This is a genomic window from Gemmatimonadota bacterium, from assembly GCA_009838845.1.
In the GTDB taxonomy this organism is placed as follows: Bacteria; Latescibacterota; UBA2968; order UBA2968; family UBA2968; genus VXRD01.
The window spans coordinates 1-26,937 of record VXRD01000001.1 but is presented as its reverse complement, the minus strand read 5'-3'; the positions used below and the strand labels follow the sequence as shown (position 1 = coordinate 26,937).

General features: G+C 51.9%; 18 protein-coding genes. 16 read left to right on the top strand and 2 right to left on the bottom strand.

Features of this window, described 5'->3' with window-relative positions; all coding sequences use genetic code 11:
- Positions 1-261 precede the first annotated feature (261 nt).
- Entirely contained in the window at positions 262-2,352 is a 2,091-nt protein-coding gene (locus F4Y39_00090; GenBank protein MYC12101.1) for a PBP1A family penicillin-binding protein, read from the bottom strand.
- The gene (locus tag F4Y39_00085) at positions 2,352-3,206 is read right to left on the bottom strand and encodes a hypothetical protein (GenBank protein ID MYC12100.1); all 855 of its coding nucleotides are present in this window, start codon (positions 3,204-3,206) and stop codon (positions 2,352-2,354) included. The genes F4Y39_00090 and F4Y39_00085 overlap by 1 nt, the downstream gene beginning before the upstream one ends.
- A 153-nt stretch (positions 3,207-3,359) precedes the next feature.
- Between F4Y39_00085 and F4Y39_00080 the strand changes: the two genes are divergently transcribed.
- The 16 genes from F4Y39_00080 to F4Y39_00005 all read left to right on the top strand — a co-directional run bounded on the left by F4Y39_00080 (position 3,360) and on the right by F4Y39_00005 (position 26,311).
- A complete protein-coding gene (locus tag F4Y39_00080; GenBank protein MYC12099.1) occupies positions 3,360-4,031 on the top strand; it encodes a hypothetical protein in 672 nt (223 codons plus the stop codon).
- A 15-nt stretch (positions 4,032-4,046) separates the two neighbouring features.
- Positions 4,047-5,285 carry an enolase gene (locus F4Y39_00075; protein ID MYC12098.1) on the top strand — a complete coding sequence of 413 codons (1,239 nt, stop codon included), beginning with the start codon at positions 4,047-4,049 and terminating at the stop codon, positions 5,283-5,285.
- Between the two features lie 21 nt (positions 5,286-5,306).
- On the top strand, positions 5,307-6,119 hold the full coding sequence (locus F4Y39_00070) for a sugar phosphate isomerase/epimerase (GenBank protein MYC12097.1): 813 nt from the start codon (positions 5,307-5,309) through the stop codon (positions 6,117-6,119).
- 14 nt (positions 6,120-6,133) lie between these two features.
- The gene (locus tag F4Y39_00065; GenBank protein ID MYC12096.1) at positions 6,134-7,207 is read left to right on the top strand and encodes an amidohydrolase; all 1,074 of its coding nucleotides are present in this window, start codon (positions 6,134-6,136) and stop codon (positions 7,205-7,207) included.
- Between the two features lie 33 nt (positions 7,208-7,240).
- A complete protein-coding gene (locus F4Y39_00060; GenBank protein MYC12095.1) occupies positions 7,241-9,559 on the top strand; it encodes a GWxTD domain-containing protein in 2,319 nt (772 codons plus the stop codon).
- A 29-nt stretch (positions 9,560-9,588) separates the two neighbouring features.
- Positions 9,589-12,021, top strand: a complete 2,433-nt coding sequence (locus F4Y39_00055; protein ID MYC12094.1) for a GWxTD domain-containing protein — start codon at positions 9,589-9,591, stop codon at positions 12,019-12,021.
- An 8-nt stretch (positions 12,022-12,029) separates the two neighbouring features.
- On the top strand, positions 12,030-12,902 hold the full coding sequence (locus F4Y39_00050; GenBank protein ID MYC12093.1) for a sensor histidine kinase: 873 nt from the start codon (positions 12,030-12,032) through the stop codon (positions 12,900-12,902).
- Positions 12,889-13,875: a cyclase family protein gene (locus F4Y39_00045; protein ID MYC12092.1), complete on the top strand. Its 987-nt coding sequence runs from the start codon at positions 12,889-12,891 to the stop codon at positions 13,873-13,875. The genes F4Y39_00050 and F4Y39_00045 overlap by 14 nt, the downstream gene beginning before the upstream one ends.
- 61 nt (positions 13,876-13,936) lie before the next feature.
- Positions 13,937-15,400: a hypothetical protein gene (locus F4Y39_00040; GenBank protein ID MYC12091.1), complete on the top strand. Its 1,464-nt coding sequence runs from the start codon at positions 13,937-13,939 to the stop codon at positions 15,398-15,400.
- 10 nt (positions 15,401-15,410) lie between these two features.
- Positions 15,411-16,229 carry a phytanoyl-CoA dioxygenase family protein gene (locus F4Y39_00035; GenBank protein MYC12090.1) on the top strand — a complete coding sequence of 273 codons (819 nt, stop codon included), beginning with the start codon at positions 15,411-15,413 and terminating at the stop codon, positions 16,227-16,229.
- The gene (locus F4Y39_00030) at positions 16,207-17,070 is read left to right on the top strand and encodes a phytanoyl-CoA dioxygenase family protein (protein ID MYC12089.1); all 864 of its coding nucleotides are present in this window, start codon (positions 16,207-16,209) and stop codon (positions 17,068-17,070) included. Before F4Y39_00035 ends, F4Y39_00030 begins: the two co-directional genes overlap by 23 nt.
- Positions 17,071-17,115: 45 nt before the next feature.
- The gene (locus F4Y39_00025; GenBank protein ID MYC12088.1) at positions 17,116-18,315 is read left to right on the top strand and encodes a Gfo/Idh/MocA family oxidoreductase; all 1,200 of its coding nucleotides are present in this window, start codon (positions 17,116-17,118) and stop codon (positions 18,313-18,315) included.
- Between the two features lie 18 nt (positions 18,316-18,333).
- Positions 18,334-19,395: a hypothetical protein gene (locus F4Y39_00020; protein ID MYC12087.1), complete on the top strand. Its 1,062-nt coding sequence runs from the start codon at positions 18,334-18,336 to the stop codon at positions 19,393-19,395.
- Between the two features lie 111 nt (positions 19,396-19,506).
- On the top strand, positions 19,507-21,249 hold the full coding sequence (locus tag F4Y39_00015) for a phytanoyl-CoA dioxygenase family protein (GenBank protein ID MYC12086.1): 1,743 nt from the start codon (positions 19,507-19,509) through the stop codon (positions 21,247-21,249).
- Between the two features lie 18 nt (positions 21,250-21,267).
- The gene (locus F4Y39_00010; protein MYC12085.1) at positions 21,268-23,688 is read left to right on the top strand and encodes a tetratricopeptide repeat protein; all 2,421 of its coding nucleotides are present in this window, start codon (positions 21,268-21,270) and stop codon (positions 23,686-23,688) included.
- Between the two features lie 7 nt (positions 23,689-23,695).
- Complete coding sequence (locus F4Y39_00005) at positions 23,696-26,311, top strand: GWxTD domain-containing protein (protein MYC12084.1); 2,616 nt, start codon at positions 23,696-23,698, stop codon at positions 26,309-26,311.
- Positions 26,312-26,937 lie beyond the last annotated feature (626 nt).

Genomic DNA, 26,937 nt, shown 5'->3' with positions numbered 1-26,937 from the left:
ATATAGTGATATTTGACTATATATGGTGATTGCCGATATTAAAAATATAGGAGGGCAAGTCCTATTTTTAGTTGAAATAATCGAGGTGGGTGGTTTCAATCAGCAGCAATTGCGTCTTGCCAGTATGTATGGAGTTTTAAGTCCTTCTACAGTGCGCGCCTGAGCCTGGGCTGGCTCTTCATGGCGTTGAGCAGGGAACCCTGCCGCGATGACGGCTCTGTGATAGGAGTAAGTAAGGGAAGAAGCTTATTTGAAAAATCACTACGGATTGGTAACCGGAGACTGGAGAGTTGCTTCTCTCTCCAACTGCAAAAACCGCAACGTATCTGCTGGCGTATTGGGCGCAACACCTTCGGGCAGGACGAGGGTCACAGCCCCATCAGAAGTATCGGCGATACCGCTCCGCAAATTCACAGTATGCGCGGCAACTTCTGCAGGCGTGATAAAGTCCCGCGACGGTTTACCTATACTTTTCATAAACGCAGCCCATATCGGTGCAGCGCCACTCCCACCCGTAATCTGGCGTCTGCTCCTCTTCTCGATCAGCCTGCGGCCACCCTCGCGGTTGTCAAAACCAATCCACACACTGGCGACCAGATCGGGTGTAAACCCCGTAAACCAGGCATCTGTATTGTCATTTGTCGTACCAGTCTTCCCCGCAGCAGCACCATGAAACCCAAACGCGCGAATCGCACGCCCCGTGCCGTGGTTGACAACATGCTGCATCAAATTGACCATAATCACCGCATGTTCGGGATCGATAACAAGCATGGGATCTGGCCGATGCTCATAGTGTATTTGCCCTGTGGCATCCTCAATCCGCGCAATAAATGTCGGCATCACGCGAAAACCGTAACGGGCAACCGCACCATAGGCAACCGCCATATCGAGCAACGTAACTTCCTGTGCGCCCAGGGCAATACTGGGATACGGTCTGAGCCTGCTCTGAATACCCAGACGCTGAGCCAGATCGACAATGCGTTCGGGACCAATATCCATTGCAATCTGCACACTCGTCGCATTTGCCGACTTGACCAGTGCATTCGCCGCGGTGGTAAGCCCCAAATACTGGTCTGCAAAATTCCTGGGCGACCAGTCCTCATCGTTTACGCGATAGGTGCGCAACGTATCATTAAAAAGAGAAACCGGCGAAAAAGCACCGCTTTCAAAAGCCGCCAGATACACAAAAGGCTTAAAACCCGAACCCGGTTGACGCCGCGCTTGCGTGGCCCGGTTGTAATAACTGATAAAAATATCGCGCCCACCCACCATCGCTTTGACATATCCAGTGCGCGGATCCAGGCAGATCAACGCGCCCTGTACATAATCGGCGCGCTGTTCAGATGATGCACTGCCATAATCTGAAAACCCCAGACGCACATCCAGATCCGCCAACCCCCTGATCACGGCTCGCTCGGCAGCCTGTTGCATAGACAAATCGAGCGTCGTATAAATATTCAGCCCGCCAAAACTCAGCGCCTGAGCGCCCCACAAGCGTGTAACCTCGGCTTTAATCGTCTCGACAAAGTACGGAGTCCGATTCTGGGGCATACGTCCAGAAACGAGTTTCAAATCCGAAGCCAGTGCATCCTGGACTTCCTCTGAACTAATAAAACCCAATGCCTGCATGCGGTTTAAAACGAGTGTCGCACGCGCCAGAACGCGAGATTGGTCTTTGCGAAAAGGATTGAGCACACTCGGCGCATTGGGAAGCCCTGCAAGTATTGCAGATTCGAGAAGCGTAAGATCCGCGGCGCGCTTGCCAAAATAAGTCTGCGCTGCATCGGCAATACCATAAGCATTGGCACCGTAAAAACTGCCATTGATATAAATCTCGAACAATCGGTCTTTATAACCCGCACCATAGTGGCGTTCAAAAAGGGCTTCGAGTTGTGTAGCGAGAAGAATTTCTTTTAACTTTCGCACATAAAACTTTTCTCGCGTGAGAAAAATATTTTTCACAATCTGCTGCGTGATCGTGCTACCGCCCCGCACCCTGCCCCAGTGTCGGATATTGCCCAAAAAAGCACCGGCCATACCTTTAATACTGTACCCGCGGTGATGATAAAAATCCGCATCTTCAATAGATAGCACAGCCTGGATAAAACGCGGATGCACCTCATCGAGACCAACGCGCCCCACGCGCTGATTAACCGTATAAAGCAACTCCCCAGAAGCTGCATAAATATTGATCCCGGACTCTGCCAATAAGCTATCGGGATCCTCGGGCAGCCTCGGCAGGGTAATCACAAGCCAGCATGCCGCGCCCAACACAATCAGCAAAACATCGGCAATGATCAAAAGAGCGAGAAAGACGCCGCGATGTGAGATTAATTTCATAAGATACGCCATTACTCCACAATTTCGGAAACAGCACCCGCCTCAATTTCAAAAACAACAGGCACCTGACTTCCCTCGCGGAAAAGTTCACCCCGAAAACGACCGAGATCGCGATACAGTAAAATTTTTGTAATCTGCCCATTTTGATACGCAGTGATCAGGGCGTCTTTTTCGCGCAGTCTCAAATCGGGAATAACCGCGGTGGCGAATTCGGAAAAAACAGCAGCCTTGAGCGAATCGGGATCGGTTACGCCCAGCGTGTCTGGCGCAACAGCCTCAATATCGCCAACCTGGGCGTACAGGTAATCGATCTGTTTGCGCACCTCCGCATGGAAATGCACATCCGGCAAATACAATGCCTTGACAATCGCAAGCCCCTGGCGGTAAACGCGCAAACTGGCAATCACATCGCCGAGCGGTCTGGTATTGAGATCAACGCCGGGCAGTGGTATCTTGTAAATTGCGACATAGCCTGGAACACCAGATTCGGGCACGCGCGAACCCTCAAAACGACTGCGTGTAACCGCATCGGGCAAACCCGCTCGTGGCACAGGCAAAGGATCGGCTGTATCAATAGCTTGCTGGGTTCTCACCTGTGCTTGAATATCTTTCCAAAGTGCACCACTTTCTGGACGCAACGCATTGATCGAAAGCAAAAATGCCCCAAGGCGTCGCGCAAACCAATTGGTCTGATATTCGCTCCAGGCAACGCCTGCACCGAGCAAAGCGATGAGAACCAGTGTCACCATCAACGAACGCAGATACCTTACACGACGCAAAGCCACACGCACATCTTTGAGCCAGCGTTGAAAACGCGCACAAAAACGGAAAAATGTCGCCTTGATATTTTCGGAAAATCGAATCATGTGAAAACTAAAATGGCACTCAAAAGTCGGCAAGTCAAAGAAAATGTAGCATAGTACAATGTCTTGCTTCAAACCAAAGATGTATTACATTAAGTCATACGTGGTTTTAGGAAGAGAACTGCCCCCCAACAGCTAACAAACAGGAGCCATACCATGATAAAAATAGCAAAGGTCGAAAAGCGTTTCAAGAGTCCAGGTCCCCAGCCCAATGGTCTGCAAGCCGCGCCAGATGGCCTGTGGATTATCGACCAGGTAGATCTGAAAATATACAAAGTAGATTGGGAAACGGGCGACGTGCTATTTGAGGCGCAAACAGACACAGAGCATTCGAGCGGAATTACAGTTGGTGGCGGACATGTATGGATCGCATCCACATTTGAACTGCAAATAGCACAACTCGATATGAAAACAGGCAAAACCATTGCAAAATACGACTCCCCAGGTGTTGGTGTCGCATCCTGGCGCGAAGGCGTGGAAGGAGCCTCAGAAACCGGCGCACACGGATTGGAATGGCGCGACGGCAAAATTTACATTGCGTCTCCCCCCTCCCAATTTGTACATGTGGTAGATGCCAAAACCTGGACAGAAGAACACGCATTTCGAACACCTGGCCTCCGCAACCACGGATTGGCCTGGCAAGACGACAAACTATGGGTAGCGGATACATCCGCAGGCACGGTAAACTTGCTGGGCACCGCAGATGGCCGCGTGTACGACGTCATACGCGTAGAAGCACCCGACGAAGTCCATGGCATGACCATGTACGACGGCGTCCTGTGGTACTGCGACGCTCACAACTGCGATATCGGCCGATTAATCGTATAACAAAGAGAGATCAAAATGACCTCCAAAGACTGCGAAGTTGCGGATATTGAACACATCCTTCTGCACGTCCCATTTCATCCGCGGTGTGCAAAAGTAAAACAAACTCGGGTACCGTTTTGGTCACTTGTGGATGTGTGCAAAATAACCACCTCTGCGGGAATAACCGGATATGGCGAAACCCTGACGCGATATACGTGGGGACAATCAAATGAAAAGCAATTTGCCCGCGTTCGCGGAAAGAACATATTCGATCATTTGTGGGATGACAGCCTGGGCGCGGGCTTGCAAATGGCACTCTTTGATGCAGCCGGGAAAACACTCGGCGTGCCGTGTCACAAACTGCTGGGCGCGCAATATCGAGACTCGTGCCCTGTATCGTGGTGGTCGCAGGACCGCACCCCCGAAGAATGGGTTATGGAAGCGCGTGCAGCGATAGACCACGGATTCACCACAATGAAAGTAAAGACGCGCCCCTGGTTTTATCCCGAAGAACAATTTGAAGCCATAAGAAAATCCGTACCGAATTATTTCAAAATCGATGCAGACTTCAATGGCCTATTGCTCGGCGCAGATTACGCCGCACCCTTAATTCGGCGATTAGAAGATATGAACAGCCAACTGGCAATGGTCGAAACGCCAATCCCGCAAAACGACGTAGCGGGCAACGCCCTATTGCGGCAAAAAATCGCCAGTCCAATTGCCATGCACTTTGGCAATCCCCCCTTTATGACAGCAGTGCGCGAGGGCGTATGCGACGGATTTGTCGTAGGTGGTGGTGCGAATCGCGTGATGAAACAGGGCACCCTCGCCGCAGAAGCCAACATGCCATTCTGGCTACAACTGGTGGGATCGGGATTGACCACCATGTGGGGCGTGCATTTGGGCGCAGTATTATCTCACGCGCGATGGCCCGCGATCCCCTGTGTGAACATCTGGACGCATCCACTCGTCAAAGACTTCAAAGTAGAAGGAGGTCATATTCGCGTACCCAATACACCCGGATTGGGTATTGAACTCGATTGGGACGTCATTGAACGCTACCGCGTTGATCCAGATTTTAAGCTCGAAGAAAAGCGACAAATTCACACAATATGCTGGCCCGATGGACGACGAACGCATTATCCAGACGGAAGCTATCGCGAGGACTTTTTGGCGGGCAGACTAACGGGCTTTCTACCCGGCATTCGTCTGGAATTAAAACTGGATGACAAATCGGACGCATTTGAACGAGAATATCGGGAACTGTTTGGATAAAGAAGGAGAAAGGAGACCATCATGGCATTTAAACTTGGATATTGTGCATTGCGATGGAGAAACCCGGATTTGGAACCTGCCCTTGAAGCCCTGAAAAAATCGGGCTGGGACGGCTGGGAATGTCGGTTACCGCTGGACTGGTTGGGACCAGCGAGTCGGATTCGGAAAATATGCGACAATGTGGAATTGCCCATGGCCGTGTACACAGCGCAGGGATCGCCCGAAATATCTGATTGGGAGCACCAGGAGCGCAACAAACGGCGAATCGATTTTGCCGCCGAAATGGAAGTGGATTGCTTTATGTACATGAGCGGTCCCAAGCCCAAAGACCGGGACATCACTGAAGACGATATTAAACAGGCTGCTGAAGCAGCGGACAACTGGGCTGATTACGCGGCGCAATACAATTTGGAATTGAGTTATCACATCCACACAAATCTGCTGGTAGATTCAAAAGAAGACTGGACGCTGTACATGCAACACCTCGAAAAAGCAAAACTGTGTATCGATGTATCGCATGCACAACTCTGGGACTATGACGCCGCGCAATCGTTGCGCGACTTTCAACACCAGCTCAATTACGTACACTTGCAAGACTGGGCAGATGAGAACATCACGCGGGATGCAGAGGGACGATTCACGCCCGCCTGGGTCTCTGTAGGCGTCGGCGAAGCCCTGGATTTTCCCGACCTGGCAAACGTACTTGAAGACACGGGATATGACCGGTGGGTAACAGCGTGTCCGGGCGCGCCGATTTACGCGGGCGAAGACGCGATAAATGAAGCGACCCGCAGTGCCAAAATGTATCAGTATTGTCGCGGTGCGGGATATTAAACAGGACAGTTACCATGCCGCGCAATACACCTGACAATCCCTTTTATCACCCCATCATCGATTGTGATATTCACAACGAATTGCCCGGTTTGGACGCTCTGATTCCATATCTGGAAGAACACTGGGTTGCGTACATCAACGAATCGGCATTTGTGGGACCCAACGCGAATGATTATCCCGCGAGAGCACCCACATCTGCGCGAAAAGGCACAAAGCCGAAAAATGGTCCACCGGGATCTGATTTTGAATTGCTAAAAAAACAGGCACTGGACGCCTGGGATGTCGAAATCGGGATCTTAACCTGCGCTTACCGCGTACAAAGCGTACACAACGAAAACCTGTCCGCATCGCTTGCAACCGCGATCAACCAGTGGCAAATCGACGCGTGGTTAAACAAAGACAACCGACTGCGCGCATCCCTCGTGGTGCCCAGTCAAAACCCGGTACTCGCCGCACGCGAAATCGAGCGATTCGGCGACCATCCGGGCTTTGTTCAGGTCATCGTGCCGGTCAGATCATATCAACCTTATGGCAAGAGCTTGTACGACCCATTATTTGAAGCAGCCGTAAAACGCGATCTCGCGATCGGGATTCACTACGGCGGTGCATCAAGTCTGCCGCCCACGCCCGTTGGTTGGCCTTTGACCTACGCCGAAGAAATGGCCGACATGGCACAAATATTTCAGTCTCAGGTCATGAGCCTGGTGGTAGAAGGCGCGTTTGATCGATTTCCAGAATTGCGCGTGGCACTCATCGAAGGCGGCTGGACATGGATGCCCGCATTGATGTGGCGCATAGATAAGGAATGGAAAGGGCTGCGACGCGACATACCGTGGGTCAAACGCCCACCGTCGGAATATATCCGCGAACACATCCGGATGACACTACAGCCCATGGACGCCCCGCCAGAAGCCGAATATCTATTGCAAATTATGGATCATCTGGAATCGGATGACATGTTGATGTTTTCCACAGACTATCCACATTGGCATTTTGACGCGCCAATAGACGCAATTCCCAGAGGCTTATCGGATACACTACTGGGAAAAATTCTGTACAAAAATGCAAAGACATTTTATAGCTTTTAAGACCCACCACCGCCCACTGCAAGGAGCCTCCCCATGAAAGCCCTCGTACTTTTGGTCCTCACCTGCTTGATCGCAGCACCGGCATGGACCAGCGAAGTAGATTCACTCTATCACGCTGCTCTTTCGCGCATGAACGAGATTGAACCCAAAGAAAGCGTGGAAGAATTCAAGCAAGTTTTAAAGAAAAACGGCAAACACGCCCCGGCACTTGCACAACTGACCCGCCTCTACATTCGCCTGGACACGCCCGAGTTTCGACGCCGTGCAGTAGAAGCCAGCGAAAAAGCCATTCGGAATGAGCCGGAAAATTTGCAATATCAACTCTTGCACGGCGAGGCATTGTGGAACAGGGGATTTCAGCGCGAGGCCAAGGCTCATTACGAAAAAGTCATTAAAAAATTTCCCAACGCAGCCGTAGCAGCCTACGATGCTGGCCGTCATGTATTCGGCGAATACATGATCACGAGAGATCGGATCATTCAGCGGCGAGGTGCGATTCGGACCTTTGCCAAGAACGAATACGACCAGGCTGTGATGCTATTGGAAAAAAGCCTGGAGATCGATCCAGACTATCAGGACTCCTATTATCTATTGGGACTGGCGCATCTGGAACACAGAAGAATCCCCGGCATGCAACGGGTGATGCGGCGGATGATGCGGAAATTTCCTGGCGACATCAACGCACAATTGTTCATGGCCTACTCGCACCAGCTTCAGGGCAATCTTCCAGAAGCGAACAAATTATATGAAAAAGCCATTGCAGCCATGGGTCCCGAACAGCGCAAAATGATGGAATCCGTAGATATCATCGCATCAAAAGAAGACAGTGCGCGCATTTCCAAAGCCATGCAGATTGGCGACGATGGTGAGTGGAAGGATTCTGCGGCATTGAAAGAGTTCTGGAACAAGAACGACCCGCTATTTTTGACCAATCACAACGAGCGGCGGATGGAGCACTACGGTCGCGTGGCGTATGCCAATCTGCGTTTTAGTGTGCCTGCCAGAAACATCGAAGGGTGGAAAACCATCCGCGGACAAACCTATATCAAATACGGAAAATATCAGCGGCGAACAACGGGCGTATATCCCATGTTCAAGGAAACGTGGTACTACGACGGATACCACTTCGTCTTTCAAAGTGTGAATGGCGTTGACGGTTGGGGATTTGCAGGCGAAGTCGGACCGAGCAGCACGGTCGATGTGACGCAAGCAGCCAGAATGGGCTCGTTCGGGAGAAGCTCGAGGAGGTTGGGAAGTTCGAGTTCGAGGCCGAGAAGTTCGATACCGAGGAGTAAACGAATCCTGGACGAGTATTACGACATACAAAATCGAGCGGCATTTAAGAAAGTGGAAGCGCGCTTTGTCGATCCATTCCACAGTCGGAAATACACCCTGCCGTACCAGATCACCGCCTTCCGCGCAGGAAAAAATATGCGCATGGAAATCGCCTATGCCATTCCCACGAACAAACTAAAAGCAAACGACGACCAGATGATCGTCATGGACGACGGGCTATTTATGTTCGATTACCGGTGGCGAGATATTTATCGCAAAGTGCGACCACTTGGACAGAAACGACCATCGGGGAAAAATGCACAGCAGTATCTGTTAAGCCAACGTCCCCTGGAACTTCCCCAGGGCATGTATAATATCGTGGTCGAAGTGGGAGACAGGATTAGCGGCTCCATCGGCACATTTCGCACAGAACGCCTTTTGACCGTATCTGAATCGAGCCTGGACATGAGTGACCTGTTACTCGCCCAGAAAATTGAAATGATCAATCCCTTTCCCGAAAAGCGAACCGACCTGCGCATTGCACCCAATCCGCTCCGCGCGTATCGCACTGGACAATCGGCCTATGTCTATCTGGAAATTTACAACCTGAAAAAAGACGAATTTGGGCGCACCCAATACCAGATTGTCTATAGCATCAGCGTACCTGAGAAAGGGGAAGTAGATCCCTCGATGTTCGGTGCCATAGACCTTACAGAGCTGGATGGATTGCTCATTGTGTCGCCGCCGGGGCAATCGGCCAAAGGACGCTCGGACAATGAAAAACCCGCCAGTGGAAGTACAAAAACGCGCACAAGGCGAGCGAATTTGAGAGTCCGATACGTGCTGGCCGAACGCAATCAGAAGGCCGAATCCCTCGAAGAACTGCGCCGAGCCGGACAGCAGAGCAGCACATCGGTCACTTCAGTATATGCCGGCGATAAATCCGACGACTTCACCTTTCTGGAAATCGACCTCTCTACGATGCCGCGTGGCATTTACAAACTCGAAGTCGCAATAACGGATTTGAAGGAGAAAAAACAAGTAAAGCGCAACGCTGTGTTCCGGGTTCGCGAATAGGCAAAAGAACCCTTCATACGGAGATCACTATGAAAGTCCTCTCGCTTTTGACCCTCACCTGCCTGATCGCAGCACCGGCATGGACCAGCGAAGTAGATTCACTCTACCACGCTGCCCTCGCGCGCATGAACGAGATTGAACCCAAAGAAAGCGTGGAAGAATTCAAGCAAGTATTGAAGAAAGACAGCAAACACGCCCCGGCACTTGCACAACTGACCCGCCTCTACATTCGCCTGGACACGCCCGAGTTTCGACGCCGTGCAGTAGAAGCCAGCGAAAAAGCCATTCGGAATGAGCCGGAAAATTTGCAATATCAACTCTTGCACGGCGAGGCATTGTGGAACAGGGGATTTCAGCGCGAGGCCAAGGCTCATTACGAAAAAGTCATTAAAAAATTTCCCAACGCAGCCGTAGCAGCCTACGATGCTGGCCGTCATGTATTCGGCGAATACATGATCACGAGAGATCGGATCATTCAGCGGCGAGGTGCGATTCGGACCTTTGCCAAGAACGAATACGACCAGGCTGTGATGCTATTGGAAAAAAGCCTGGAGATCGATCCAGACTATCAGGACTCCTATTATCTATTGGGACTGGCGCATCTGGAACACAGAAGAATCCCCGCCATGCAACGGGTGATGCGGCGAATGATGCGAAGATTCCCTGACGATATCAACGTGCAGTTGTTTTTTGCCTATTCGCACCAGCTTCAGGGCAATCTCTTAGAGGCGAACAAATTATATGAAAAAGCCATTGCGGAAATGGGTCCCGAACAGCGCAAAATGATGGAATCTGTGGATCTCATCGCATCAAAAGAAGACAGTGCGCGCATTTCCAAAGCCATGCAAGTGGGCGACGATGGCGAGTGGAAGGATTCTGCGGCATTGAAGGAGTTCTGGAACAAGAACGATCCGCTATTTTTGACCAATCACAACGAGCGGCGGATGGAGCACTACGGCCGTGTGGCCTATGCCAATTTGCGCTTTAGCGTGCCCGCGCGGAACATCGAGGGTTGGAAGACCATTCGCGGACAAACCTATATCAAATACGGAAAATATCAACAACGGACAACGGGTGTATTTCCCATGTTCAAAGAAACGTGGTACTACGGAGGATACAGGTTCACATTTCAAAGTGTGAATGGCGTTGACGGTTGGGGATTTGCAGGCGAAGTCGGACCGAGTAGCACGGTCGATATCACAGGCACGGATCCCAACGCGCGAAGAACGCGCAATGTGGATTCACGGCAGGTAGCAGAAACACTCTTCAGAAGATCTACTAACACGCGATGGGCGAGCGACAGGATGCGCGAAGGGTATTTTGAAATTCAAAATCGGGCGGCATTTAAGAAAAAAGAAGCGCGATTTGTCGATCCATTCCAGAACAGAAAATACTCCATGCCACACCAGATCACCGCCTTCCGCTCAGGCTCGGGGAAAAATATGCGCGTGGAAATCGCCTATGCCATTCCCACGGGCAAATTAAAAGCAAACGACGACCAGATGATCGTCATGGATGACGGTTTATTTATGTTCGATTATCGGTGGCAAGATATCTACCGCAATATCCGACCGCTTGGACAAAAAAAACCTAAAGGGGGCAATGCACCGCAGTATTTGTTGAGTCAACGTCCCGTGGAACTTCCCCAGGGCATGTATAATATCGTGGTCGAAGTAGGAGACAGGATCAGCGGCACCATCGGCACATTCCGCGCAGAACGCCTTTTTTCTGTATCCGAATCGCGCCTGGATATGAGCGATCTGTTGCTCGCCCAGAAAATTGAAATGATCAATCCCTCTCCCGAAAAGCGAACCGACCTGCGCATTGCACCCAATCCGCTCCGCGCGTATCGCACCGGGCAATCGGCCTATGTCTATCTGGAAATTTACAATTTGAAAAAAGACGAATTTGGGCGCACCCAATATGAAATCACCTACACCATTAGCGTGCCCGAGCGAGAAGAAGTCAATCCCGCGATGTTTGGCGCCGTAGCCCTAAAAAAGGTGGGCGGATTGCTAATCGTGCCGACCGCTGAAGAATTGGCGCAAGCGGAAGAAGATACTCGCTCCAGCAGTGGCATACTCGCCGAAGGCAGCGTGCTCGACGGCACAGATGGCACAGTTGCCGAAGGTGAAATGCCAGATCAGGAAGACCTGGTGGGCGATGCCATGGCCGGAGGTGAAGAAAATCTCAAACCCAAACCCGTAGATTTTGAAGTGCAATACATGCCAGCCGAACGCAACCTGATGGCCGAATCCCTCGAAGAACTGCGCCGAGCCGGTCAGCAAAGCCGCACATCGATCAGTTCGGTATATGCCGGCGATCAATCCGACGACTTCACCTTCCTGGAAATCGACCTGTCCAAAATGCCGCGCGGCGTCTATAAACTCGAAGTCGCGGTAACGGATTTGCAGGAGAAAAAACACGTCAAACGCAGAGCCATATTCCGCGTGCGCAACTAAACGATCACATGAATAACAACACGCTGGCAATAGCAGAACAAAACTTGTCTGCTGTCTCCTGTGACAATGTACTGCGCAATCTCGAGACATTCTCGTCACAGCGAGACGAAGACAATATCGTTCTGGACCTGTCGCAATTGGGTTTTGTCGATCCCTATGGCATGGGGATGTTGTGTTTGATTGGTCGGCATCTGAGTGCCAAATACTGGGATATTACGTGCCGACTACCCGAAAATTCAGACGTCGAGCGTTATTTGACCCGCATGAAAGTATTTGACGCACTGAAATCTTATGTAACAGTGGCGCGCGTACCACAAACGGGACAGTCGCGAACACACAACGAAAGTTTGTTGGAAATCACGACCATCGAGCAGCGAAGCGATATCGAGCAAGTTCTGAGCGTAATTGAAGCGCGGGTCGGCGCCATCTTGAGTGAAGAACTGCACTATACCGTGCGAGAAATTACGGGATTCAAAAATGTCGTAGCCGAATTGTGTCACAATATCCTGGACCACAGCGGAGATAAAGGGTTTGTAGTCGCACAGCGCTATACCAATCACAGATTGAACAGAAAATTTGCGATCATCGGCGTATGCGACCTGGGCATTGGCATTCGCGAGAGCCTGTCAACGGGACACGATACAGCGCACTGGTCGCACGGACAGGCAATAAAAATGGCGATACAAAAAACCGTCTCGCGGGGCAATACGCGGGGACTGGGTCTATACATTGTCAAACAAATTTGCCAGGAAAACAGCGGGCGTTTACACATTCGCTCGGGGGATGAACGGGTGTACATTCGGGAAGACGAAATGTGGGTGTATCCATCTGCACTATTCCCCGGCACACAGGTGAGTATCGCGCTATATGAGAAGGCTTAATCGTGAATCTGTATCTTTTCAAAGGAGGGAAACCGTGAAACGCATACTATTTATAACACTACTGGTCCACCTGATACTGGTGCCAGTACATGCCCAGCAATCGACATCGGAGTGGGGTCCCGAAGATGAACGGGGTGCCGCGAACCGGCTGACACCTGCCAAAGTGATAGAAGCGACCAAATTGATCAAAACCGGCAAAATCTACCAATTGGGAAAAGTATATGAACACGGAATACCGCTATTTGGATCCCGGCATTACAGTCTAACAATCGTGGGCAACCCAAGTGGTGGACCGCTCGGAGAAAACAAACTCGTGTGGTACGATGAAATGTTCAGTGGTGAAATCGGTCAAATCGGTACACAATTCGATGGATTGGGGCATATTGGCACGCGGGTGGGAAACGAGGATGTGTATTACAATGGCTTCAAAAGCTCAAACTTTAGCAAACCTTATGGCCTGGAAAAATTGGGTGTAGAAAAGGCAGGGTCATTTTTCACGCGCGGTGTACTGATAGACGTGGCGGGATACAAAGATGTCGAGCGATTAGAAGTCGGATACGTGATCACAGTAGCCGATACCGAGGAAGCGCTCAAAAAACAAAATGTATCCGTGGGAGAAGGCGATGTAGTGATCTTCCGCACGGGACACGGCACCCTGTGGATGAAAGACAACGAAACATTCAATAAAGGCCAGCCGGGTATTGGAATGGCTGTGGGCCAGTGGCTCGTAAATAAAAAAATTGTAATGGTCGCAGGTGATACGTGGGGCCTGGAAGTCGTACCAGGCGAGGATGCCACACAGGCTTTTCCCGTACATCAACTGCTCATCGCCCAGAATGGAATTTACATATTAGAAAACCTGGACCTGGAAGAACTGGCAAAAGATCAGGTATATGAATTTGCATTTGTATTTTCGCCATTGCGTCTGAAAGGCGGAACGGGTTCTCCGGGAAATCCAATAGCTGTAAAATAGCACTCCAATCCCCAGTCCTCCGTAAGATCGGTTGGACTGGGGTTTCTCGATAGGAGAAATCATGGCAGAAACAAAAAAATTGGAATTTCCGGAACTGGCGTCAGCATTGCGCTCGCGGAAAATCGGCGACTTCTTAAAATTCTTCGGGCCAGGCGCAATTATCGCATCGGTAACTATCGGCAGTGGAGAAACCGTATGGGCATCGCGCAGCGGGGCAATCTTTGGCTATGCGATGTTCTGGGCATTCAGCCTGTTTTGCATCACAAAAGTCGTTCAAGTGTACTCCGCAGCGCGATATATGACACTAACTGGCGAGCACCCCATGGAGCGCTGGGCGCAATTACCCGGACCGAGGGGATTATTCCCGGCGGTTGTAGGCGTAGTAATGGTCGTGAGTTTTCCATTTTATCTATCCAGCTTACCCATCATGCTCGGCACAATCTCGTCCTGGATATTATTTGACGACCCGGCGCAGTATCCGCATTTGATCGCCCTGATATTTATCGCATTTTTGATAGCATTAACTCTGAAACAGAGCTATGGCTTGTTGGAAAAAGCGCAAACCTCACTCGTGGGATTGATGTTGCTCGTCATGTTAATCGCGACAGTAGCGGCAAACCCCGATTGGGTTGCCGCGCTAATGGGCGCAGTAGTACCCACATTCCCGGTATATCCAGAATGGGTATCGCGCAATCCGCTATTTACAGACCGAACATTGATTGTCGAAATGGTCGCGTATATGGGCGTAATCGGCGGCGGGGTACAGGACTATGTGGGATATGTGGGCATGCTGCGCGAAAAGGTGTGGGGAATGATCGGTCGTCGCAGCAATGAGAAGGAAACAATCCTGGAAACTCAGGAAAATCTCGAATTGGGCAAAGCGTGGTTAAAAGCACCGCTGGTCGATACACTCGTATCATTTGCCAGCGTATTATTATTCACAGCAGCCTTTTTGATACTGGGTGCAGCCCTGTTGCATCCGCGAGAAATCGTACCATCCGGCATGGACCTCTACAATCACCAGGTCGTATTTTTAACCGCATTGCACGAAAGCGCAGGCGTCAAGACATTCCTCGCGGGACTGTACAAACTCGGCGTATTCTTCGCAATTTTTGGCACCGTGTACGGCGCTTATGAATTATACGTCCGCACCGCGCATGAAAGCATACGCGCAATAACCCCCAAATGGCGCAACCTATCATTGAACGACGTGCGAAAATGGACACTGGGATACACCGCTATTGCGGGTGGCGCGCTGGTACTATACGCCTGGTGGACAGCCACCCAGGACCCGAATGGCGTAGGCTGGAACCCAATTTCAATTATGACAATCCCCCTGCACATCACCGGGGTACTTCTCGCTGGACCCTGGTGCTTTGCGATGATCTATATCGACCGCAAATACGTCCCACCCCCATTGCAAATGGGCTGGTTCCTCGTCGCGCTCAATATAATCTCGGGCCTCGCCTTTACCTATTTTGGAGGCCTTGCCGTGTATGAGGATATATTGGGATTAATGAAATAGTGAGATAACAATGTACACCACAAACAGCATAATCGACAAAAACGCCAAACCTTATGACGCAGACAAAACCCGGGACCTCGTCGTGCAATTTCAGCGGGACGGGTATTTGTTCTTAAAAGGCGTATTAAACGAAAAAGAAGTACTGGCATTGCGGGAAGTAATGGAGCGAAAATATCAGGACCCGAAAATGCACGAAGCCGAAGGAGACCATATTCGGGGCATCAGTATGATGCGGATGTATGAATATGACATCAACTTCCGGGACCTGATCGCGCGGGAGCCATTTGTGAGCCTATCAGAAGCGATCCTGGGTGACGATTGCCACATGATGTCGCAAAATGCCCTGCGATATGAACCCGGTCAGGGCGGAGGATGGCATCTGGATGACCGCATAATTTTCCCATTACCAGACAATATCCCCCGGCACAACAAAAAAATCCCATTGCCCTGTTTTGTGTTAAACGTATTATTCCCTCTGAGCCGGGCCGACGCCATCGAATACGGCGTCACAGAAGTAGTCCCCGGCAGCCATTACGCGGGCAGGCGACCGGACAAAACGGAAGCCCCCGAGTTTGACGACCAGGGTCCCGTATCCCTGATTGCCGACCCGGGTGATCTGTGCATGTTCCACAATCAAGTGTGGCATCGGGGATCGCAAAACAAATCCGATCAGGTGCGCTATGTAGGCTCCGTCGTGTACAGCCAGCGCATCATCGCACAGCGATTATATCCATTCATCGACTATCGCATGCCCGAATACGTCTGGACAGGAACCGACCCGCGAATGCAGCGGTTATTGGGACGGCATGAGAAAGGTGCTTATGGATAATTCTGACCAGCAATTACAGGATTATTTATTCGACTTACAGGGTTATCTGCATCTAAAAAACGCGGTGTCGGAAAAGGATGTGTGCGAAATGAACCAATGGGTAGATGACCATTGGGAATACGTGCATGGCAAAAGGCGTCGGGGTGCGAATGACGATTCGGGTGCGTGGATCGGCCATGTGGAAACGCATACCTACCGCGAAAAAGACGGATTGAACTTTCAGAACATCATCGAAGCTGGCGCGGTATTCGAGCGATTAATCGATCATCCATCGTGGATTGACCTGGCCAAACGCTACATCAACGACGAAGTAAACGGCATCTCGATCCACGAGAATTTTTTAACCATACGCGGACCCGGCGGATTTATCTATATCCACAGTGGCGGTCACGCGCCCCGGTGCTATTTCACCTTTCGGCAACACAACACAGGCGCGTGGATGGTGGGTCAGATCAACGTACTGATTGCATTGACGGATATAGAACCGGGAGATGGACCAACAGTCCTCGTACCCGGCAGCCATAAAAGCACAGAAATACATCCCAAATTGCTTGTAGATGACAAGGGCGTGGTGAGTTCTGGCACAGAACCCGCTGGAACTGCCGCAGGTATGAAAGAAATGTACATGAAAGCGGGCGACGCGTTATTTTTCACAGATTCGGTCGCACATGGATCAGCCGAACGCACGAACAAAGGGTATCGCCGCACCGTGGTCTATCGGTATTCCCCACGGTTCCTCCGCACGCGGTTTCACTACGTCCCATCGGACGGATTACTGGCGCGATTGACCCCCGAACAGAGAAAAATTATCCAACCAATACCGCCGCGGCGACCGCCGTAGGTCCATTTACACACAAACCCTTCAATCCGATGAGAAAGGACCGCCATGGCCGCAAAAGAAAAATTGAGAATCGCCCTCGTGGGATGCGGTGGCCGTGGGCTGGGGGCGCGACTCCCTGCGATTTTATTGATGTCGGATGTATTCGAACTCACCGCGATATGCGATGTAGATGGAGAAAAAGCGCGAAAAATAGGCGCCGAACACGGCGTACCCGCTTATTCGCGGGTACAGGACCTGGTCGCACATGAAAAATTGGACATCGCGGCAATAAGCACACCGGCCGACTCACACCACGCCATCGGTGCATATCTGGCTGAACACGGCGTAAACCTGATCGTAGAAACCCCCATTTCCCCCACCCTGCAAACCGCAGATGTATTGATCAACGCGGTGGCACGCAACGGCGTAAAACTCGAAATAGCAGAGCAATATTGCCGGGATCCCCTTCACCTGATCAAACGACAAGCCATCAACGCCGGAGCCATTGGAGACGTACTTCGGGTCTTTGCCCTATTTCAAACCGGCGGCTATCACATCGTCAGCAGCGTGCGGATGATGGTAGGCGATGCGGCGCCCATTCGAGTAACGGGATTGGTGATGGATTCGCCAATCCCACGCGTGAATGTGAGTGAAATTCGGCAATTTACCACCGAACACTGGACAATGGACCTCGTCGAGTTTGAGAACGGCGCACTGGCGATAATGTCCTACTCCTCGATGTATCACGGTCGGGCGCTCGGGCGAAAAAGCCAGACATTATTCCAGGTGGATGGCACAACCGGAACAATTGTAGAAAATGAAATACATATAACCACACAAACACAGCGATTGAGCGGAGGACGAGCCACCGCCTATCCCATCCACACGGAAACCCGAGAAAAAGACGGGGTACAGGTACTGGAACGAATGGTAATCGAAACCGATCCCCCGCTGGAGTGGAAAAATCCATGGCCCCAATACAAAACATCGCCGGGAAGACTGGCGATCGTAGAAGAAATGGACAGCATTGCGCGAGCAGTCCGGGAAGACCTGCCCACGCGCTATGACGCGCAAAGAGCGCGACGGGACATCGAGGTCCAGGTCGCAGTAGAAGAATCCGGACGCATAGGGCGAAAACCGGTCAATCTGCCATTGAAAGAACCGACAATACACGAAATAGAACACCTCGAAAAATTTAAACGGAATTATGGATGTGACCCATTTGATGTGGAAGCGTGTGTGGATGTATTCTTCCCAAAGCGATGACCAACGGAGGCATCAGACATGGCAAAAGGACAGACGTATTCTTCGGAAGCAAAAGCATTAAAAGACAAAAAAACGGGCGCGGCGATCCGACAAATGACGGACCATCCCGCAGTCAGCCACAACCTGTACTTTTCAAATCCATCCTGGATGCCGGATGGAAAAACCATTGTATTCACCTCATATCGCTCTGGACACCCCAACCTCTTCAAAATGGATGAGAACAGCGGGGAAATGACGCAATTGACCGACGTGGAGGGATTCGGTGGATTTGCCGCCTGCCCGGCCAAAGACGGACACCGGGTATTTTACAACACAGGCGGACAGGTTCGAGCCGTGAATATCGAGACACTGGAAGAATCCATCCTGGCCGATTTTGGCGAAAGCCGCGTGGGTGGATGCAGCCTCTCGGCAGACGGAGAACGGCTGGTAACGCCCATGCAACACAACGGGCATTCGGCAGTCGTAGCGGTGAACACAGACGGATCGGGACACCGGATCGTCCGCGAACCCCCTCGCGCCGTGGGCCATGTGCAGGTCTGCCCGACTGATCCGGACCTCATCCTGTATTCCAGCGATATCAATCAGCGAATGTGGGAAGTGCGAATCGATGGGAGCAACGAACGCCCCCTATTCAAACACGACAAGACCGTGTGGATTACCCACGAAACATTCCTGGGGCACACCGACGAAGTCATCTTCGTACACTGGCCATACGCGTTGCGGGGCATTCGGGTGGGCGAAGAAAAAGATCGAAAAATCGCCGAATTCAACACCTGGCATCCATCGCCCAGCCCAGATGGATCGCGCATTGTATGCGACACCACATGTCCAGACATCGGGCTGCAACTGATCGATCCAGAAACAGGTGAACACAAAACCCTGTGTTATCCCCGCAGTTCCAATGGGGGAACGCAGTGGGCCGAAACAGTGCCCGCAGACGACGACAAAGTCCAGGCCGATACCTATGGACCCCAGTGGTCTCACCCACATCCATCATTTAGCCCCGATGGAAAACGGGTCATCTACACATCGGATCAAACCGGTAGCAGCCAGATTTACGTCGTCGAAGTGCCAGATTAGACTGTATTTCTCTTGTTTTTTAATATAATTTAACACATGTTTTAGATTAATTAATGATTGGCTTCTCAGCCTTGTCAATAATCCTTATTTCCAACCTGGGGGAGGTTTGAAATGGATCAAGAACTCATGAGCAACGAAGAAAATTACTGTTTTGATATAGCTGGCTACCTTCATGTACCGGGCGTATTGAACCGCGGCGAAGTCGTGCAACTGAACCAGACCATTGACAAAGCCGATCAACTATCGGGCATGCTGGGATGGGAAGGCGAATTGAAAGAACCATTCCGGGAACTGCTCGTCCATCCGCACCTGGTGTGGTATCTCAATCAAATTGTAGGAATCGGCTTCCGCCTGGACCGCGAGCCTGAAATCTTGTGCGATGCAACCTGCGACACCACAGCACCACTAACAGGCGGCAACGAACCGAGAATGCCGGGCATTGCGTATTACCACCAGAACGACCGGCGTTATTGCGAAGGCGTGCGCGTAATCTGGGCACTGGAAGACGTAAACGAAGGAGATGGCGGTTTCGTACTGCTCCCCTGCTCGCACAAAAGCAATGTGGCATCGCCAGAAGACATAACCACGGGCGAAGACGACATGGGCCTGACATACCAGCCCGTGCTAAAGGCAGGAGATCTCCTGATAGTAGCACTATCCTCATTACAGGGAATGCGCCCCTGGCAGGGAGACGGGCAGCAGCGACTGCTATCTTATGAATACGTGGGCAGGGGCGTGATCCGATCTGCAGGAACAGGCCCACAGGCAGAGGAAGAACCGCACCCGGAATGGCACGACGCTTTAAGTGAAGAACAGCGCGCATCGCTTTACAAGCCCGGTTACAAATCGACGACACCTGCGCCGACCATTGTCACGGATGGAAAGACGGTAAAGATGGACGAATCGCGCGAGGTATTTCATCCATCGATCTACAAACTGGACCCGGACTCGGGGATTGATTACAAAGAATTCTATTTCTGGGACTTGAACGGATATCTGGTACTCCGCGGCGTAATGGACGAAGAATGGCTGGCAGCGGCCAACGAGACCATCGACAAATTTGAGGACCGCATCGTAGTAGGCGAAGAACTCGCCCGAGGCTCAAAAAGCCTGGCTGGCACAGGGCGACCACTCCTCTCTGGATTGCTCGAATTGCCAGAACCGTATAGCGACCCATTCCGGCGAATGATTGCACACCCAGTGGTCGAGCATCGCTTGAACTGGATGGGCGCCAGCGGGGGGCGGTGCGGAGGCGCCACGGCATTCTGCTCAGTCCTGGGCGGTAGCGGACACTCGCTCCACAGCAACAACGAACCCCTCTATCCACCGATGGGCTATGTGTTTCAAAACGGGCGCAGTTACGATCAAGCAGTAACCGTGGCCTGGCAGCTGCGAGACGTGGAACCCGGTCTGGGCGGATTCGCCTGCGTACCGGGCAGCCACAAAGCGTTTTATCCCATGCCGCCGGGCATCCGCACCTGCGACGATGATATGGGGCTTGTGGTGCAGCCAGTGATGAAGGCGGGCGACGTGCTCTTTTTTGGGGATGGGGCGACGACCCACGGTGCTCTCGCCTGGAAGAACCCCATCTCGAGACGGGGCATCCTGATCAAATATACATCCCAGAACTTCCACCGCAGCGGAGGCGACATGGTGCATCCAGAAAGCCGATGGGGCGACCTGATAGCGGGCATGACCGATGCACAACTCGCCGTAATGAGAGGACCGGACCGAGATGTGGGCACAAATAATGTACCCCGATTACAGGTAGAAAACAGACAGGTAGCGGTATCCTACGAGCGGGGAAGCGCGCTCTACAGCAAAGAAGCGCCCACGGGACCTTTAGCAAAGTAGATACACAGGCGATTGGGCATGTCGAAAATAGGCTGGCATATCGGGCGCATTGCACTCGCCCTGAATTTTGGGATATTCTGGACTGTTGCATCAGTCATGGCGGATCCTTCTGCTGCGGATTCTCTCTATCTCCTGGGTAATCAGGCACTCAAAGCAGGAGAAATAGACCGCGCAAAAATTTTGTTTGAGCAATCTCTACAAGCAAACAAAAAACATGCCCCAACCCACTGTGGATTGGGGCATGTGTATCTGACCCAGGATCAGATTGGCAAAGCCCGAAAAGCCTTTCGAAATGCGGAAAAATACCAGCGAAAAATGCCCGAAGCCTACTTTGGCATGGGCCTGGTCTATGCCCGTGAGAAAGGCCAGTGGGTGCGTGCCATTGATTATTTTTGCCGCGCCCTGGCCGAAAAGCCCGACTATGTAGAAGCCCAATACCACATCGGCCTGACGCATCTGAATCTCATGAATCGCGATGCCATCAGAGCTTTCGAACAGGTGGTCGAGATGGACCCAGACCATCCAGATGCGTATTACCGCCTGGGCTTTATGTATGAATACGATCTACTAAAAAAAGAAGGCGCAATAGAATATTACGAAAAACAACTGGCCGTCAATCCCGCACACAAAGACGCCATGTGGCGACTGGGACAACTCTACCGCACCCTATCGCGCACGGATCAGGCCGCCCGCACCCTATCGCGGCTCATGCAGACTCAGGGCACAAACCAGCGGCAATACATGCTGGAACTCGCCGAAGTCTATCTGGCACGAAAAAATTACGAAAAAGCCGAAACCCTCTTCGAAACCTATCTGGCTGGCCTGAGCACCAGAGAGCGGATGCCTTATGAAGATATTTCTCTGTTTGTCTCAGAAAGGGAAACAGAGGCACTTAAGCAGGCAAAGGACAGACAAGTACTTCTGCAGCAATTCTGGAAACGCCGAGACCCCACACCCATTACAGACGTCAACGAGCGGCGGGTCGAACACTTCCGCCGGGTAGCTTATGCGCGGGAGCATTTCGGATCGGCGGTTTTTCCGTGGGATCGACGGGGCGAAATCTATGTGCGCTACGGCACGCCATCCCACAAAAGCGCGTCCGGGGATCGGCTGCGCGAATCCCATCCCGAAGACTGGGCTGTCAAGCAGAGGCTATTAGACCGCGTAGATTGGGCAGCCGAAATACTGCTATCGGACTACGCCGCTGATAGCGACAGTGCCAATGTGACCCACCGCGGAACTGGCGCAGAACGGGCACAACGCCAACTGGAAAGGCAATTCCAGCGGCTGTACAACCGATCATCCGAGCGAAATCAGAAAAGCGAACAGATCCGAAAACGAGCCGAATCCGCGATGGCCGTGGGGGGACTGGGTGCATTCCTGGGACGACCCATCTTCCCAATCCAGGATCGCCGGGCGTGGGAATACTGGATCTATCCCGGATTGGGAGAAGGCGTGGAAATCGTATTTCGTCAGATGCCCGGCGCGCCCGATGGCGTTTTTGATTACGCCGTATTGCCTGCGGAAATGGCGACCAAAATGCGCCACCTGTGGGGACCTCTCATCCCCGAACAAATTATAAGTCAGGCTCCCAGAGAAATCTATGTACCGGCATTTCTCGCCGAACCCCTGTATTACGCGGCCTATCCCGCCACATTTCGAGGACTGGGCGACAGCACGCGCGTGGAAATCTACTACGGATTTCCCGCCTCCGCATTGACGCGAGAGGAAGGGGATGTTCGGATAAACCGGGGAGCCGTTCTCTACAATGCAAAAGGCGACCCGGTATTCAAGGTGGCAAACCGCGCCGTATTTCGGGTAGATGGAAAAACCGGGATCATTCCCGATGTAATCGCACTCGATGTAAAACCTGGATCGTACTACCTCGCCGTGCAAGCCATCGAAGAGCGGTCTGGACGCACGCAGGTCTATGGCATGCCCTTGCGGGTCCCGTCTTATCGGCACGGCAAACTCAGGCTAAGCGATATCGAAATGGCGGCGTCAATTGAACAGACCACCGGAAAAGGACATTTCGTCAAACAAAATTTGGAAGTCATCCCGCTGGCCACGCGGCATTATACACAGCGGCATCTGGTCTATCTTTACTACGAAATTTACGGACTGAGCCAGGATGCATTCGGACAGACGGACTACCAGATATCCTACCGCTTAAAGCCGCGTTCCGGTCAGTCGTTTGGCGCAAAAGTACTCAGTGGCCTGGGAAAACTGGTGGGCATAGACCAGAACGAAGAACAAATTGCGATTTCTTATGACCAGACAGGCGATGCCGACAACGTGGTCAACTATCTGGCACTTGACCTATCTGGTTCCGAGCCGGGAGAATACGTCATTGAGGTCGCTGCAATGGACCGCAGAGACGGGCAAAAAGTGACCAAAGCAGCGACCTTTAAATTGGAAACACCCGACGAGATCGAGTGAGGACACCATGAAAAAATGCGTTCGGTTTTTTGCAATTCGACTGATTCCCATATACCTCGTCCTGATTGCAAGCGGGGCAAAGGCAGAACAGCCCTTCATAACCCTGATGACCCGGTCGGATTCTCTGATACTGGCTGCTGATGTGCGGATTGAGATGGACAGTGCGCGACACGCAATAGACCTGTTGCAGGAAGCTGTACACCTGGACCCGGAATTGGCCGAAGGCTACGCCCGCCTGGGCACGGCATATCTGGAATCCCGCGAGCGAAAAAAGCAATGGAAAAAAGCCAGGCAGGCATTTGAAAAGGCACTGAACTTAAATCCAGATCTCGCAGAAGCGCACGACGGACTGGGGCAGATCGCGCTCTACCAGAAGGAAGATATCCACGGAGCCAAAACGCATTTTGAAAAAGCCATCGCTCTCGCCCCCGAATCGCAAAAAATACGCTATCACCTCGACCTCGTGCGACTCCTGCAAGAGGATCGGTCTTTGAAACGGGCATCCGAACGGGCACTTGAGCGCGACTCGACGGATGTCGCAGCCTGCAAAATCATGGCGAAACACCATGAAAAAAAGGATGAGTGGGGCCGGGTAATCAACCTGTACGAGCGCAGTGTGCGACAGGCCCCCGAAGACCTGGATGTCGCCTATCAGTTGGGCGTAATTTACGCCATGAACGGACGCTTTGCCGAGTTGCGAGACCTGCTGGTCTATTTGAGCAATACAGTCGAAACGCGCCGTTTTTTGCCCCTGATAGCCCAGGTCTTTCTCCATGAAGGCGATGGCGAACGGGCCGTACGCATCTTTCGCAACTACATCACCCTTCTCGATGCCGCAGAGGCGGCACTCTACCGGGACATCTCCCTTCTGGCCTCCATACCCGAACTGGAATCCTATGCCAGAGTCACATCGGCTATAGAGCGCGAAGCCTTTCTGCGCCGCTTCTGGATTCGGCACGACCTATCGCGCGTATCCGGTGGATTCTTGCGCCAGGCTGAGCACTACCGCCGGATCTGGCACGCGCGCACGCACTTTTCAAAAGCGATATATCCCTGGGATCGCCGAGGCGAAGTGTACATCCGCTACGGCGAACCCGATTATCGCTCAACATCCGACCGTCTAAATGCCGACATGCCAGCTAAAGCACAGCGCATCAAAGAGCGAATGGCCGTAGATCTCTACGGACCGGACGCCGTGGGCGAATTTTTCACAGGACCGGTATATCCCGTTCGGAGCAACCGCGCTTTCAGCGTCAAAGCACCCGATCCCCAGGACCTGGGCTTAACCTCGGACGAGATCCAACTCATATTTTTGCTGGAAGACGCCCTGGATGACGAGCGCACCGAATTGTCGGAACGGGTGCAGGCTGCAGACGCGGGTGAGGGCGACCAGGTGAACCGAATTGTGGATCAAGAACAAACCCTGGCCGCACTGGGCGATGTGAACACGGGCGATTTGAGCTTTTCGCCGTCGCGGGTGCGCCGGGAGCGGTTTGTCGAACAGGCGATGGGCCTGTTTATGCCCGTAACCAACCGCGAAGACGCCAGCATTGTACCCTGGGAGTCCTGGGTATATACCATGGTCGCTGAGGGCCTGGAGGTCACATTTACCGACGAATACTTTCAGGGCAATTTCGAGTTCGCGCCCGTACCCACGCATGTACCCAACGAATTAAAAGAGCGCTATGTCGAGGTGCGGGACCTCACGGATTTTCTTTTCCATTCTCCAGAACTGGTCGTAAACAAAATGGCCGGACGGATACCCGACTTTCACGACTTTGCCCGGGGTGCTCAGCCCCTGGATTTCTGGTACCGCACGGCCAGCTTTAAGGGAAAAAACGGCAGTACGCGCCTGGAAATCTACAGCGGCATTCCACCGGATTCGCTGCTCAAAAAACAGGAGGGCACATGGGTCATGCGCAGTGCCGCACTAACAGATCCCGTAGTAGATCAAACCTACCGGGACGAGCGGAAATTTTTCCTCGATGAAACCTTTTTACAAACCTCAGTCGATACATCGCGGGGATGGCAAAATCTGGTACTGGATATAGCCGCCATAGAAGCACCGCCGGGAACCTATGAACTCGGCCTGCGGGTCCGGGAGGCGGAAACGCGGCGGTTTCAGATTTACCAACAACAGATAATATTGGAAGACTATTCCAGAGCCGACTTGAACTTGAGCGACATCGAGTTGGCCTGGTCAATCTCAGATGAGACACCATCAGAAGGTGTTTTTGTCAAACAGGGATTGAACATAATGCCCATGTCGGTATGGGCATTCCCGGAAAAACATCCGGCCTTTCTCTATTTTGAAATCTATCACCTGAGCAGAGATGAATTTGGACAAACGCATTACCGCGTGACCTATGACATCCAATCCAAAGATCAGAAGAGCCGGGGCGCCCGAGTCCTCGCCGGACTGGGTCGTCTGCTGGGAAAAGAGGAAGGGGAACAGGGCGTGAGCGTAACCTATGACCAGACCGGAAATACCACAGACGGTCTCTCTTATGTGGAACTAAATCTCGACGGAGCGGGGAAAGGCGACCATGAGGTGCAGGTAACCGTAGAAGATCTGGTAAGCGGCGTGCAGGTGAGGAAAAAAACGACCTTTGGGATTCGATAAGAGGGAGATGTTTTACTTATTAAAAAATAAGTAATATTATATCGAGTTCATAGTCTATGAACCACCAAACGCAGCGACAAAGAGTAAAAAGTCAAACATATCAACGGTCCCGTTGAGATTCATATCTGCCAGCACATTGTATTTGGCATCTCCTGACCGGGTATTAAACGCAGCAACAAAAAATAAAAAGTCGGTCATGTTGACAATCTCGTTACCGTCAAAATCACCGGGAAAAGGGGGAATTTCCATAAAGGATATCGCTGCGCTGGACGCATCCATATCTTGAATCCCATCCCCGTTTGCCCATGCCGCTGCTTGAATAATGAGAACAATATCTGAAGTTAGCGGATGTGCCACGTTCAGTGTAATCTGGCCTAAGTACCCGTTCGCCGGAATCGTTACCGTGGCGAGAGATAGCATAGCTAAGGTCGGATTGCCCGACCTGGCACGAGCAAGGCGCATATTTTTTTCAGTCCATCCAATTCCGTTGATATCGCCGATATAACTGTCAAACGCTTTGCCCGGCAAAGCCAGTTCAACGACATAACCGTGACTCTTTTGCCCTGCAGCATCAGGCGCAAAAATCTGAAATTTGATGGTTTCACCCGGTTGTTTCTCTGTCAACT